The organism is Shewanella sp. 10N.286.51.B2 (assembly GCF_041469265.1).
Lineage (GTDB): Bacteria > Pseudomonadota > Gammaproteobacteria > Enterobacterales > Shewanellaceae > Shewanella.
The window spans coordinates 94661-109615 of the sequence record NZ_JBFRKH010000029.1; the positions used below are offsets into that span (position 1 = coordinate 94661).

13 protein-coding genes are annotated in these 14955 nt (G+C 41.1%); 5 read left to right on the forward strand and 8 right to left on the reverse strand.

From position 1 onward, the window contains the following. The 5 genes from AB4140_RS08425 to AB4140_RS08445 all read right to left on the reverse strand — a co-directional run bounded on the left by AB4140_RS08425 (position 1) and on the right by AB4140_RS08445 (position 4842). Positions 1 to 810 carry a hypothetical protein gene (locus AB4140_RS08425; RefSeq protein ID WP_372000558.1) on the reverse strand — a complete coding sequence of 270 codons (810 nt, stop codon included), beginning with the start codon at positions 808 to 810 and terminating at the stop codon, positions 1 to 3. An 86-nt stretch (positions 811 to 896) separates the two neighbouring features. After that, entirely contained in the window at positions 897 to 1625 is a 729-nt protein-coding gene (locus AB4140_RS08430) for a molecular chaperone (protein ID WP_372000560.1), read from the reverse strand. A 73-nt stretch (positions 1626 to 1698) separates the two neighbouring features. After that, the gene (locus tag AB4140_RS08435) at positions 1699 to 2190 is read right to left on the reverse strand and encodes a hypothetical protein (protein WP_372000562.1); all 492 of its coding nucleotides are present in this window, start codon (positions 2188 to 2190) and stop codon (positions 1699 to 1701) included. Positions 2191 to 2286: 96 nt separating this feature from the next. Continuing rightward, entirely contained in the window at positions 2287 to 2811 is a 525-nt protein-coding gene (locus AB4140_RS08440; protein WP_102531430.1) for a hypothetical protein, read from the reverse strand. A gap of 1053 nt (positions 2812 to 3864) precedes the next feature. Further along, complete coding sequence (locus AB4140_RS08445; RefSeq protein WP_372000572.1) at positions 3865 to 4842, reverse strand: transposase; 978 nt, start codon at positions 4840 to 4842, stop codon at positions 3865 to 3867. Positions 4843 to 5370: 528 nt separating this feature from the next. Between AB4140_RS08445 and AB4140_RS08450 the strand changes: the two genes are divergently transcribed. Beyond that, complete coding sequence (locus tag AB4140_RS08450; RefSeq protein WP_372000564.1) at positions 5371 to 6495, forward strand: dipeptidase; 1125 nt, start codon at positions 5371 to 5373, stop codon at positions 6493 to 6495. A gap of 954 nt (positions 6496 to 7449) precedes the next feature. On the opposite strand, the gene AB4140_RS08455 is transcribed toward AB4140_RS08450, so the two are convergent. Then, the gene (locus AB4140_RS08455) at positions 7450 to 8142 is read right to left on the reverse strand and encodes an SDR family oxidoreductase (protein WP_102519779.1); all 693 of its coding nucleotides are present in this window, start codon (positions 8140 to 8142) and stop codon (positions 7450 to 7452) included. 131 nt (positions 8143 to 8273) lie between these two features. Further along, positions 8274 to 9440, reverse strand: a complete 1167-nt coding sequence (locus tag AB4140_RS08460) for an MFS transporter (RefSeq protein ID WP_029235440.1) — start codon at positions 9438 to 9440, stop codon at positions 8274 to 8276. Between the two features lie 192 nt (positions 9441 to 9632). On the opposite strand from AB4140_RS08460, the gene AB4140_RS08465 reads away from it, so the two are divergent. From AB4140_RS08465 to AB4140_RS08480, 4 genes are all read left to right on the forward strand, one after another. Continuing rightward, positions 9633 to 10514, forward strand: a complete 882-nt coding sequence (locus AB4140_RS08465) for a LysR substrate-binding domain-containing protein (RefSeq protein ID WP_102519778.1) — start codon at positions 9633 to 9635, stop codon at positions 10512 to 10514. Positions 10515 to 10629: 115 nt separating this feature from the next. Beyond that, positions 10630 to 11727 (forward strand): alkene reductase, encoded by a 1098-nt coding sequence (locus AB4140_RS08470; protein ID WP_372000566.1) that lies wholly within the window; start codon positions 10630 to 10632, stop codon positions 11725 to 11727. Between the two features lie 10 nt (positions 11728 to 11737). Then, positions 11738 to 12826 carry an alkene reductase gene (locus AB4140_RS08475; RefSeq protein WP_102519777.1) on the forward strand — a complete coding sequence of 363 codons (1089 nt, stop codon included), beginning with the start codon at positions 11738 to 11740 and terminating at the stop codon, positions 12824 to 12826. A gap of 68 nt (positions 12827 to 12894) precedes the next feature. Beyond that, positions 12895 to 13836, forward strand: a complete 942-nt coding sequence (locus AB4140_RS08480) for a zinc-binding dehydrogenase (protein ID WP_372000568.1) — start codon at positions 12895 to 12897, stop codon at positions 13834 to 13836. Positions 13837 to 14055: 219 nt separating this feature from the next. On the opposite strand, the gene AB4140_RS08485 is transcribed toward AB4140_RS08480, so the two are convergent. Beyond that, a complete protein-coding gene (locus AB4140_RS08485; protein ID WP_372000570.1) occupies positions 14056 to 14919 on the reverse strand; it encodes a cyanophycinase in 864 nt (287 codons plus the stop codon). Between the last annotated feature and the right edge of the window lie 36 nt (positions 14920 to 14955).

Below are 14955 nucleotides of genomic sequence, written 5' to 3' on the forward strand. Positions count from 1 at the left end.
TTACCGCACCACAGGGTTAATGGCTAAACTAAAGCCTTTAGACAATACGCGACCAATATTAATGGACACCTCACGTTTTGAATGCGGAGGAAAAAAGGTGTTAATTTGATCTGTTACAAGCGCCTCCTCTTCGATAGTAAATGTATTACCGTCGGCTTCTGTTATATTCAAATAATAATCATTAAGCGTAGCGTATTTATTACCTATATTATCAACCGTAAACTTTAACAATGACGAGGTATTTTGTTGTTTCTTTTGTAATGAATAATCAGTATCTATATTAATAATCTGATGTTGAATAGAGGATGTATTAATCACCAACTGAGGTTGCTGCTTGCTGGACGATACGTGAACTGCCGCATTAAAATGTACAAATATTTTAACCCCACTTTTACTTGCACTATCATCGACTAATTGAGGCTGGCTAAAACGAATAAAATAACTTTGGGAATTGGCTAAGGTATCTTGCCCCAGCCATTGAACACGAACGGACTGAACGGCACCTGGAGCTAAAACGGTTGCTGGAGGAAATACTAATAAATCGGTGGAAGTCTCAGATATAACCTTATAGCTCGCACCACTTGCTAGGGGGTTAAACTCTATTTCATTAACATCAATTTCTACAGGTAAAGTTAAATTAGAATTATTTGTAATTAAAAATTGCTGATAATTAGCACGACTATCAATAGAGAGTGCGGTAACCATAGGTGAGATCTCTATTCCATACACTGGTTTTCCTAAGAACAGAGACATTAAAGAAATACCGCACCATCCAAGCACTGTTTGTAAGCTTATCGAATTGATGTACATAAGCCTCCTTTTTATCTCAAAGGTTAGTAATCTAAAAGAAACTACAAAATTGACACAGCAGGTGCCTGATAAAAAAGTCTAACTCACTATTTCATAATTTCAATTTTAATCTCAATTTTATCCATACTGAATGATTCAATAGGCTTCATCGTTAACGTTCGAGAAGAGTTGGGTAAAAATAAATTGCCATTCAGTAACTCAGAAAGTTGTTCTTTATTTAACTGCAGTGAGTTTGCACCATCACTAACTTGCCATTGAGTTTCACTTAAACGTACATAGCGGTTACCGGAGTTGTTAATCGTTATTTTCCACTCTCCATCTATTAATTTTAATTCTTTAACTAGCAAATTTGCTTTCGTATTGGTCGGCACTACGTTGATTAGGGTATTAAAATTAACCCCCATTTTCACTTGTGAAATATTATCTCCCTCCATGGTAATCGGTATTTGACGAAAACCGACGCTATAAGCTTTCGACTCAGCGATATCAGGTTCACCTAAATAGCGCACCATAACAGCTTGAGAATGGCCAGGTTTTAAAATAGCCGTCACAGGAATAATTAATAAATCATCTTCAGCTGGAATATATTCAATTTTACCAGAGTTATTAATAACCAACTGCAGTGGTATCATCTCAACAGTGAGTGATTCACTGTCATTATTTTCTATACGCAGATTTAACTGTGCTTTTTTACCTACAGGTGACATTTCAGCCACCATGGGCTGCACTTTATAAGCAAAAGCATTCGGTAAACTAAAAACGGTTATAAGACTGACCATTGCCACTAGACATGATGTAGTCATATTTTTAATCATAAAACACTCCATATTAATATAATTAAATATGAGGGAGTGATATCCCCCTCATATTTTCACTGACTAAGCTAAATTAATTAGCCGCATTAATTTGAACGGTTAACGTATCAGAATAACCACCAGACCAGCTTGCACCACCAGGTGTACTAAATGACAATGTTGCAGATGGGCCAACTAGCAAGCCTGCTGCAGAATAATCTTGATTAACATTTGCACCATTAGTGCCCATACCACCAGGCGCATTAAGCACTAGGTCAGTATAACCAGTTATAGCTAAAGTAGCCGTATAAGGCATAGATTGATCTTCAGCATCATCAGATTCTAGGCCACCTTCTGCACTAATCATTTCAATGTTTGCACCATCGACATCATTACATTCAACACCAAAAACAATATCAGAAGCGGTATTAGCGCCTTGTAAGTTACCAAAATCATTTAATTGAGTATTTAGACCTGTCACCTCACATACCGCAGGAACAAAACCAACTAATTGAACGTCACCAGCGTTAGCTGTACTGGCGAATAGTGCTGTTAAAGATGCAGCAATTAAAGTAATCTTTCTCATTGTAAAACTCCTTTTAAAATTTCAGATTGGTTTTTTACTATGCCGACCGATATTCACCTATCGGTCGGCAACTTTCTCCATCTGGAGAAAACTTCATTAAATACCCTGCATGGTAAAATTAGGATAAACCTCAACATGCAGAATATCGGTGTATTTCCCGGCATATACCAATGCTTCAGGAAGGCTAATCTCTAAACTACCCGACGTCGCAAATGGAATTTTTTCGCCAGCATTAAATCGTTGCTCTTGTTGAATATCAAAACTATTCGCACTCATATTAAATTGAATCGATTCAATTTTTAAATCAATATCATAGGCTGCGATAATTCTATTATCATCCTGAGTTTGATTTAATTTAAGCCCACCGTACTCAGAGCGAAGTGCGACCAACATCGTTTGGTTACAATCAATAGACAGCGTTGTACTGTGTATTAGCTGTTGGCTAAAATCAAAAGGCGAACTACTTGGAATAGTGATTTCACATTTATCTTCGATAACACCTGAGAGTGCCAAAGTCAGTGATTCGTTGGCATGACTAACTGCAAGTCCGAAGCAACAATGTAATACGAAGAATGCCACAGTATTTTTCACTGCATAAAGCCCTTTTCCGTTAACACTCATATCAATGTCCCTATAGATTGCCCAAACACGCTTTGCCAAAACAGGTGTATATGAAATCAATACATTGATGATAGCAATAAAGTTAATTTACAAAATATGAATTTAAGAATGAGTTTGTTATTAATCATTCATACTTGCAGTGTGCTTAATTCATACTTTTAAGATATTACAATAAACACAATTAAATTAAATATATAAAGCAATGACTTATTGAAAGGCTCGAGTCTGACATAGTTAATTAAGTATGAGATAGGTATTTAAGTATGACTCAGATATGACCTTTTTAACAAAACTGATAAACGAAAGGCTCATCATTGCTGATGAGCCTTTCGTCTTAAAAATGGCGAAATTATGGTGATTAGAACGCTAGATTGAGATGCTACATTTTGACTTGATCAAGCTTAACTATTGGCTTCTATTCTAATGTACGTTTTAAAAAAACGTGACTGCTGTAGTTCATTAGCTTTCACCACTAAAAAACTGCAACACAGCAGCTGGGATGATTTTAAACCCAACATTGAGGTGCTTTAAACCTGTTGTTCACATCAGTAAATTCTAGAAAGCAAAAAGCCCGCTACTTTTCAGTAACGGGCTTTTCTAAATATGGCGGAGAGATAGCCTACTTCTGAAATAGGAACCCTACATTGTGGTGCTATAAACCTGTTGTTCACATCAGTAAATTCTAGAAAGCAAAAAGCCCGTTACTTTCGTAACGGGCTTTTCTAAATATGGTGGAGAGATAGCGTATTGCTGAAATAGGAACCCTTGGGTTCAAACTCCCCTTATACGAAAAAAGGCTCATCATTTCTGATGAGCCTTTCGTCTTAAATATGGCGGAGAGATAGGGATTTGAACCCAAGGCTTCCGTATTAAATAAAAAATAAGTCGTTTAGTTTCAATTACTTGCATTTAAATAGGTAGATAAGCTAAGCAATTGACAACTAAGATTGACTATATTTCTCGAGCAAATATATGTCAAGTAAATCTGTCGTTATACTACATTATAATTTGATTTTATTTATTAACCTTAAACATAAAATATTAGTATTTCACTCATACACTTAACCAGCGTTGACAGTTTGAAGCACCTTGTCGCCGTTTCCGCTCTAGATGCTCACAATAGTCAGTTAATGCAGGTAAAGCCCCTACTGCACCTTTGAATAACGCGCCAAATTCTGTGGTGATTTTTAACCAGTTTTCAGCAGGAATGTTCAGTCTGTTGAGAATAGCTTGGCTACTTGAGCTAATGGCGCCGCGCTTATCATCACGAATAATCCGCCCAGTATCTTCAACCAGCACGATGTAATCTTTAACGCTAAACATCAGTCCATTAGGCATATCTAAACGTTCATTTCCTACAAATGCCAGTAACGCTTTCGGTTGCTCACCTTTCATAGCTGAATTTATGCGTCGTTGAATACTGGTGTAATCTGAAGTTTCAGGTGTTGCAGCCATTTGCGCGCGAATTGGATTTAAATCAACATAGGCCATACAGGCGAGAACTGCTGCGTCATCAAGTAATGCTTGAGATTTAAAGCGCCCTTCCCAAAAACGACCCGTGCAGTTATCTTCTTTATTGGCCATTCGCGCAATGGGTTCACTTAAAGAACGCATAAACCAGCTAATATCAGTCAAGCGTTGGCGATATAGAGTTATACAGTCATTAACTGTCTTTAACTCAAATTCATTGAGTGCTTCACCTTTTACAAACTTATTCGTCAGCAAGGTGCCTTTAAAGCCTTTATGCCATTGGGTAAGCACCTCGATATCAGACCAATGCTCAGCGCTATCCACATCGACTTTAAGCACAACATGTAAATGATTACTCATCACCGCATAAGCACAGATATCAATCGCGAAAATCGTCGATAATTCAATAATTCGGTTATCTACCCACTCACGGCGATGTTCATAGTTTTCGCCTGTCGACTTATCAAACCCACACAAAAATGCCTTACGTACCACACGCGAACAACAGTGGTAGTAAGGCGTATCTTCTAAACTCACGAGTGTTTTTCTAGGTCTGGCCATCATTAATCACCGAATATTAAGCAATAACTAAAGCCTAGTAGAGTATTTGATATTTAGCCAATTAGAATGGATGGCCATGTTAAATTGCTTCTGAATATGAATAGAAATTAAATAGCCAAAAATCAGCAACTAACCAAGGTTTGTTGCTGATTTTTTTTGTAATAAACAACCTCGTTTTGGCACAAATCATCTTTGGGCAATGATCACATTGCTAAGAAAACCTCCTTAGCTAGCTTTAGGTATTGTTGCAGCTAACGATGAACCTGCGGGACTCACCTAATGAAAAAAACCTAACAACCTATTATCGAGATATTGAAAGTGAATATCATCTAGCCATGCGGCGTCTAGTGGTATGACTAAACCATGTCAGTCCTTAAGGTGATGTTAACAGGATCCTAGTAGTTGAGGATTTGATCATACATAAACGATTAATACTCCAACGATAATGAGACTACTATAGTTAAATCTTAAACAAGTTCAGCGTTTATTGAACATGTTGAAAGGCGCAAACACTATAGGAATCGAATTATGACTAATAACAAAACCCTTGAGCTACCTGAATTTGAAATCAAAGATTATTCCAATATCCCACAGCGTAAACAGTTTTATCCCGCATCAGAAAAAGCTGTCAATATTGTCCGTGATTCTATGACCATTGATACCCTATTTTCTGCACTATATCCCAGTCAGTGGTCTTCACCTGAAGCGCCAGAATTTCACGATGAAATGGACCGTTGTAAGGCTGCTGGTTTTAAAGTACTTGCAGCATGTCCATCTGCGGACTCGTTAGACGCCTCTGTCGATGGCATCATGAAAGGCACAGATTTTTATCTTAATAAAATGAGAGAACGCCCAGACAGCTACAAAATTATCCGTACAACAAAAGACATTGATGATGCGGTAAAAGAGGACAAGCTTGGGCTATTTTTTACTCACCAAGGCACCCAGATATTTGGTGGCGATGTGGACCGTGTCGCTTTGTGGCGTGAGTTAGGTTATGGCTACTGTCTTTTAGCTTACAACAATCGCAATGAAATAGGAGATGGTTGCTTTGAACCTGAAAATCGCGGTTTGACCGCCTTTGGTAAAAAGCTGATTGATAGCTATAACCGTTACGGCATGGTGGTAGATGTTAGCCATACAGGCGAACGTACCTCGCTTGATGCTATAGAGCGCAGTAGTCAACCTGTTATTTCTTCGCACTCAGGTGCAAAAGCCATGGCCAATTATCAACGTAGTTTATCTGACGAAGTAATCAAAGCCATCGCAGAGAGTGGTGGTGTATGCTCAATCAATATGGTTGGCGCATTTATGGACACGTCTAACCCAGATATTGTTACCACAGACGCGCTATTCCGTCATGTCGATTACATGGTGAACCTAGTTGGTATTGATCACGTGGGTTTTGGTTCAGACTATATTCCCAATATTAATTTTACTGCCTCAATCATGCAAACCCCAATGGGCGCTGCTGTTTTCCCTGATGGCGGCTATAGTGCAGCAGCAGGTGCAAAGGGCTTCCCTACTCCAGCACCTTACCAAATTGTAGCGGCACTGATTGATAAAATGCTACAAAATGGATATAGCCAAGAGGATTGTGGCAAATTCTTGGGTGGTAATATGTACCGAGTATTTGATCAGGTGTGGCGTTAGTTGATTAATGTTAGTTGATTAATGTTAGTTGATTAAATATTGAGTCGTAAAAAGCACTGCCAGCCCAGTCTAAAGACTGGCGGTGCTAATTTGAATTTAGACATTTCTGAGGTACAAAATCACGCTGTTGTCGATTATTTTAGACTGATCCACGGGTATTTGTTCAGCCACAGATAAGAAATGAAAACCTTTATTGCATAAGGAGTTTGCTAAACAAATAGGTGTGAACTTCACGTTTGGGCGGTTCTGCTCATGTACAAAGCAGGTACATTGTCTGAGTCAATCCTTTCAAGGCCTATAAGTGTTTAACGGTGAACCCTTTGTGGAATACATCCAACCTAATCCCCTTTCTTGCTACGACATTCTTTGCTACCGCCCAAGCTATATGAGCGGTTAAATAAAGAAAACTCTCTTAAAATATGATCGATATAAGGGAGGGTTACAACTTCCGCAGCTTCAACGTATAACGCACCTTACGCGGATTCACTTATGTTCATCTTACTGACTACCTAGCACTCACCCGATTTGTGGTTATCAGGAGGATCGTCTTCTCGCGATTTAGATCCCGAATAGTCCATGACCATTCTTCGTTACATTGTCAGAGCCGCTACTTTATTCAGGCTCATAGGTTCATCTGGTACTACAGATGGTTCACACATTAAGCGGTGAACAGCGCTTCATACGACTTCACGTCGCACGCCCCATTTCGCGTTAAAGTATTTACTCAGCACCAGAGCAAGCTCACAGTTTTTCATTAGAATATAATGTGACCAGCCATAGATGCAGGCGATATCAATTTATAGGATCTCATCGCCATTCCAATCCCAGTCAATTTGGGAAATATCACGGGAGACTTTGTATAAATACCATCCGAGCAAAGCGATAATACAAAGGATTATAAAGGTAAAAAGCATATCATCCCCTTAGAGCTTTCATGTGACGTAACTACAGGGCTTACCATGGCAATTGAGTGCCATCGTAGACAAAAAATGAACCTGAATGTTTAAGTTTTAAATTGTCGATGACATTAAGCATGCCTTTAACACTCTCTTCTACTGTTACCTTGCCTTCCTTGCCACCCATATCGGTTTTTACCCAACCTGGATGAATTGCCATGGTCTTCACTCCCGCTTCGGATAATTCACAGGCTAGAGATTTAATTATTTGGTTGAGGGCCGCTTTTGATGCTCGATAGCTGTATCGTCCCCCTGAGCGGTTATCATCAATACTGGCCAGTATTGAGGTCATCCCGATTATGGTTTTATCTTGGCCGGCTAGAATATTATTGAGCAAGGCCTGCGTGATTAACATGGGTGCGATGGTATTGACCTTTAACACCTCTAGCCATCTTTGCTGATCCATATTGCCTAAGTTGTCACATCCTTCACCACTCACCCCAGCATTATGAATAAGTACATCAATAGGTTGCTCTTTAAACACCTCAGTTAAAGCGAGAATATCTGTTTCATGACTAACATCTAGAGCATAAGGGCGAATGGTTGAATACTGTTGTGCTAACAGGGTTAACTCATGCGCTGAATCAATATCGCGACAGCAAGCGATGACCTTGTAATGTCGCTGTGCATATTGCTTTGCAAGCTCTAATCCTAAGCCACGATTAGCTCCAGTAATAAAAACGGTTTTCATTGAGTGCCTCTTATCAGTTTCAATCTTGTCTAATACCAATCAATATAAGTTGCGAAAAGCTGGCCAATGCTGCTGCATTGACCAGCTCTAAGGGTAAGAGTCGTGTTTATTTCATTAATACATTTTTACCATTAACTTTCTGCACGCTTATCAAGACGGCCACTAAAGCGGGTCAAAGCAAGCGCTATCAGTACAACTACTGCACCTACCCAAGGTGTATGCATTAAGCCTGCTTCAGCGACAACCATCCCTCCGCCCCATGAACCAAGTGCAATACCAACGTTAAAGGCGGCAATGTTTAAACCGGAAGCAACATCCACTGCATCTGGTGTATATTTTTCAGCAAGTTTCACTACATATACTTGTAAACCTGGAACATTACCGAATGCAAATGCCCCCCAAACTAAAATCGTGGCTACCGCGGCAATAGGGTTAACGGCGGTAAAATTGAACACGATAAGCACAGCTGCAAGACCAGTAAAAATAATGCTAAGGGCTTTTATTGGGCCCATTTTATCGGCCATTTTTCCGCCCCAAATATTACCAATCGCAACTGAGACTCCATAAACCAACATAATTAAACTAATTGCATTCGCACTAAAGCCAGTTTCTTGCTGCAAAATAGGAGCAAGGAAAGTGAATGCTGTAAAAGTGCCGCCATAACCCAGTGCAGTAATCGCATAAACCAGTAATAATCTAGGTTGAGTTAATACCTTAAGCTGCGATGAAAGCTTAGCTGCAGCAGGTTGTTTTAAGTTATTTGGTACTAAGAAAGCACTACCAATTAATGCGATTAAACCTAATAGCGCAACAACTAAGAAGGTTGATTGCCAGCCAAAGGTTTGACCTATGTATGTCCCAAGCGGCACGCCTGTGACTAACGCCACGGTTAAACCAGTGAACATAATCGCAATGGCGCTGGCGGCTTTTTCTTTTGGTACCAGACCGGTAGCAATGGTTGAACCAATGGAGAAAAATACACCATGGGCTAAACCTGTCAAAATACGAGCGATAATCAGGGTGTTATATCCAGGTGCTTGCCATGCAACTAAGTTACCGACAACAAACAGTGACATGACGGTAATCAATACGTGTTTACGATTCCACTTTCCTGTTAAAGCCGTTAAAACCGGGGCGCCAATGGCAACACCAAGTGCATAAAGGCTAACCAGCAAGCCTGCTGAAGGCAGTGATATATTTAGGTCGGAGGCCATGGTCGGGAGTAGCCCCACGATCACAAACTCCGTTGTTCCAATAGCAAAGGCGCTGAGCGTCAATGCAAGAAGTGCTAAAGGCATAATATTTACTCTCTGTTGTTTGAAAATGACCAGCAATAGCCGATGTATTGGTCGCTATGCCGTCGCGTTGTTAATTGATGGGGGGCATTTTGCATTAAAGATGTTTTGTGAAAAACAGAGGTTTTTACAAATGATATTTGTTATAAATGCAATAAAGCTGATGAGCGATTGGATAAAGTTGAGGGAAATAGCATGCGAACAAAATCTGATGATTTAGCCATTTTACTAGCTGTAGTCGATACCGGAGGTTTTTCAGCGGCAGCAGAGAGCCTAGATATCCAAGTCGCACGAGTATCCAGAGCGGTCAGTAAAGTGGAGAGTCAACTTGGGGTCACTATTTTAAACCGAACCACTAGACGTATTGAATTAACCGATGAAGGACGCCAGTTCATTGACTCTGTGCGGGTGGGGTTAATGCAATTACAGCAGGCGGAAGAAGATATTATTTCCCGTGGGGAATTGCCCAAAGGCCGTTTACGTGTCGACGCGGCTAGTCCGTTTGTGTTTCATCAACTGGTGCCATTGGTGCAGTCATTTAATCAAGCCTATCCCGATATTGAGCTAGAAATAACTTCCAATGAAGGCATTGTGGATTTACTAGAAAAGAAAACCGATTTAGCAATCCGTATTGGTACCTTGAGCGATTCAACGCTACATGCTCGGTCGCTGGGTCGAAGCCCCTTGTATATTGTGGCTTCACCAGAATATATCTCAAAACGCGGGCTCCCCACTAAAAGCAGCGATCTTGCTCAGCATAATCTCATTGGATTTGTCGCCCCCAAAATTTTGAATGACTGGCCTTTAAAAGGTTTTACCCAACTAGACGCTTTGATGTCATCAAGTAATGGCGAAACCATTCGACAAATTGTGTTGGCAGGAAATGGCATTGCATGTCTATCAGGGTTTATGGTGAATAAAGATATTGTCGAAGGACGTTTAATTTCGCTGTTGGAGAGCGAAAAAATCAGTCATCCAAGAAGAGAACAAGTCAACGCTGTGTATTATAAGACTTCTTCTGTGGCCAAGCGGATCTCCGCTTTTATTGATTTTATTAAGCCAAAGCTAACCCTGTAACCCGCTTAAACAAGCTGATTATTGCAATTTCTACAAATATCATTTGCCTTTATTGCTATAAATGATTGGTGACTCATTTGCTAGTATGCCCCTATCAAATGAAGAGGGCTCAACTATGTCACTATCACTATTTAAACCATTCACATTGGGTGGACTCACACTCAAAAACCGCATTGTCATGCCACCGATGACGCGTTCAAGAGCCAGTCAGCCTGGTGATGTCGCAAATGACATGATGGCAACCTATTACGCTCAGCGTGCCAGTGCAGGATTGATTGTGTCTGAAGGTACGCAAATTTCAGCGACGGCAAAAGGCTATGCATGGACCCCAGGTATTTACACACCTGAGCAGATTGCTGGTTGGCGTAAAGTGACAGACGCTGTGCATGCCAAACAAGGTGCTATTTTCGCGCAGCTTTGGCATGTGGGAAGAGTCACTCACCCAGATAACATCGGTGGTGAGCAACCGATTTCTTCCTCCGCATTAAAAGCGGAAAACGTCAAAGTATTCGTTGATAATGGCAGTGATGAACCTGGTTTTGTTGACGTCGTTCAGCCTAGAGCAATGACAAAAGCCGATATTCAGCAAGTGATTGAAGATTACCGTCAAGCCGCATTGAATGCCATTGAGGCAGGCTTTGATGGCATTGAACTGCATGCCGCTAATGGTTATTTAATTAACCAATTTATTGATTCAGAGGCGAATGATCGCACTGATGAGTACGGTGGATGTCTTGAAAACCGTCTTCGTTTTCTTGATGAAGTTGTTACTGCAATGGTCGATGCCATTGGCGCTGATTGCGTTGGTGTGCGCTTGGCACCTTTAACAACCCTCAATGGTACTGTTGATGCTAACCCTATTGAGACTTATACCGCTGCCGCAGCGTTACTCAATAAACATCATATCGTGTACCTACATATTGCTGAAGTCGATTGGGATGATGCACCAGATACACCCGTCTCATTCAAACGTGCAATGCGCAATGCTTTTCAAGGCGTGCTGATCTACGCAGGTCGTTATAATGCGGAAAAAGCAAAGCAAGCTATTGATGACGGACTGGCTGATATGATCGGCTTTGGTCGACCTTTTGTGGCGAATCCCGATCTTCCTGAACGTCTACTTCACGGCTACCCATTGGCAGAGCATGATCCAAACACCTTGTTTGGTGGTGGTGAGAAAGGTCTGATTGATTATCCAACGTATAAAGCTTAAGGGGGTAAGTATGTTTAAGGTATTTAAAGGTCACGGACTTGAGACTAGAAACCGTATCGCGATGGCGCCGATGACTCGTTCACGCACGTCTCAACCTGGTGATGTACCAAACGAGATGATGGCAACCTACTACCGTCAGCGTGCCAGTGCTGGACTCATTGTATCAGAGGGCACCCCGATCTCAGCGGCTGCACGAGGTTATTCGATGACTCCGGGCATTTATACCCCAGAGCACATCGAAGGCTGGAAAAAAACCACCCAAGCTGTGCATCAAGAAGGCGGGAAAATATTTACTCAACTTTGGCATGTGGGGCGACGCAGTCATTCTGATATTTCAGGTACTAAGCCGTTAGCCCCATCAGCGATTAAAATCCCAGATCAAGTATTTGGCCCACTAGCTGAAGGTGGCTTTGGGATGATTGAAACTGAAACGCCACGGGAGATGACGTTGCAAGACATTAAGAGCACGATTGCGGATTTTGTACAAGCGGGCAAAAACGCCATTGAAGCTGGTTTTGATGGCGTGGAAATTCATGCTGCGCATGGTTACTTGTTTGATACCTTTTTACGCTTAGAAAGCAACCAAAGAAGTGATCAATATGGTGGCAGCCAAGAGAATCGTATGCGCTTTCTGGTTGATACCTTACAAGCACTTACTGACGAAATTGGTGGGGAAAGAGTTGCGGTTCGTCTGTCTCCTCATATCGGAGAGGGTTTTGCTGGGGATGATGTTGAAATTGTTCCGCTAACGTTAGCATTGCTGGAAAAACTACAACCGATGAACCTTGCGTATGTGCATTTTTCAGAAAACATATCACGCTATGTAGAGGTACCTGAAGAGTTTCGCCAACAAGTTCGCCGAATATACTCAAACCCAATCATGGTTGCTGGAAAGCTGACCAAGCAATCAGCGCAACAGTTAATCGACAAGCAGTATGCTGATTTCGTTGCCTTTGGTACCCCTTTTGTAACGAACCCAGATTTAGTCGCCCGTTTGGCCAATGATAACCCACTGGCCGAGTTTGATGCTGACGCAAGACTCACCTTGTATGGTGGCGGAGCCGAAGGCTACATCGATTATCCTACTTATCAGGCATAGCAAAACTAGGCATCAAGGACTAACCACTCCTTGGTGCCTTCTCCTTTCTTTAAGCAAACGAGAATGCGATGGAACCCTATCAAATTTGGCAATATCAAACAGAGACACACAGTATCATTTTAGGTAACGCTAAAATACCAGCTGTAGATGACAATGAAATCTTAGTACAAAACAAAGCGATTGGTATAAACCCTGTCGATTGGAAATTTATTAAAGCCAATCCTCTAAATTGGCCGAATGGTCATGTTCCTGGTGTTGATGGTGCAGGCGTCATCGTACACGTAGGCTCTAAAGTTGACACCAGTCTCATTGGGCGTCGAGTGGCGTTTCATGGCTCACTAAATCGCCATGGTAGCTATGCTGAATATACCGTTTTGAATGCTGAGCGAGTGATGACGCTGCCTGAGAGCCTATCATTTGAACTTGCAGCAGCGCTACCTTGCCCGATGCTTACCGCATGGCAAGCATTTGAAAAAATTCCATTAACCCGACAAAGAGAAGTGCTTGTCGTTGGTTTTGGCGCGGTGAATAATTTGTTATCCCAGATCCTTCTCGATGCGGGTTATATCGTTGATGTTGTCTCAGCGAGTCTGAGCGAAGAGCGAGCCCAAAAGCTAGGTATTCGCCAAGTTTATCGAGAACAATCTCAAATCGACATGCAATACTTCGCCATTTTTGATGCCGTGAGTGGCGAAAATGCCGCCCATTTAGTACCACTGTTAAGAGCGAATGGACATATTGTCTGCATTCAAGATCGTATTGCTAAACCCATTGACCCGCCATTTACTCGCACTATTTCTTACCACGAAATAGCCCTTGGCGCGTTACATGATTTTGGTGATAAACAAGATTGGCATGCATTAATGCAAAATGGTGAAGCGTTACTTGAACGAATTACTAAAAGTGATGTTGAAATTAGTGCGCCCATCATATTCAATTTTGCAGACATGCCTGAGGCATTGACACATAGTGAATTTACAAAACTAAAAACGGTAATTACATTGAGTTAAACCGCACTATTTATATTTTTACTGGGAGCCACCATAGCTGACACCCTACACTTAACTTGGCTTAACTTGGCTTGGCTAGTTGTTCTTATCGTTGATGATGAGCAAAACTTATCTCTAGGACATGGACAAAAATCATGCTCTAAATGATTTTTGTCCCGTTATGAGCTACGAAGCAATCAGACTGTAGTGGTCAAGTATAGTCATAACTTATATTTTCCCCTATAAGCTAGAGCCTAACATTCGCAGCCTTAGCGTAATCGATTGATAACTTGGCTGATTTTTTAATATTTTTTGACAGTCTGTTATTGAGCTCGGGAGAAGGACAAGTTCATAGTTATTGAGCTGTTTTCTCGATGCTTTCCCCTCACGGCAAGCTTGCTTAATCCACTGATGATAAGTTGGGTAAGTAGCTTGCATATCAATTGAAACTCCCTCATTGGCTAATTCGATGTGAATCAACTGTTGTTTATCATCAATATCAGCTTGACTGCCTGAAGTTAAATAATGCGATACTCCCTCGGATATTGGTTGGTCATTGCTATCGTTAGTTACTTGAGTTTGCTCGATAACCCATACACCATGTTCCCCAATCACCGATACATGTTTATCAGCAATATTCACTAATAGCGCGGTATTCTCATCCACACCAAATCCCATTTCACTATCAGTGGAGGCGGTTAGCATTAACAATCTTATTTGCCGATCACGCTCAGAAAAATGCGTATCCATTATTCCATAAGGAAAGAAGCCTAACCCGCCCTTGGCACGATAGGTTACCGCCGTTGCGGGTATTTCCCCTTCACATTGATTTATTTCACATCGTTCACTCGGTGGTTTTTGATTAAATATTCCGTATTGCAGTGCGCCGTCACCGGTGCCACCAGTGATCATATTATTCGCTGTCATTACAGCGGTTCCCGCACTTGTTCCACCAATCACTATGCGTTTATTGGCCAAACGATTTTTAATCAAAGTTAACGCTTTTGAGGGCTTTTTATCTGGCGTTAACCAAGCTGTTAAGGTCAAACTTTGATCGCCACCATTTAAAAATAAGCCATCAATACTTTCCAGTAACTCATACAATTTTTCAGGTGATTCACATTGTAGTGGTCAAGAAAT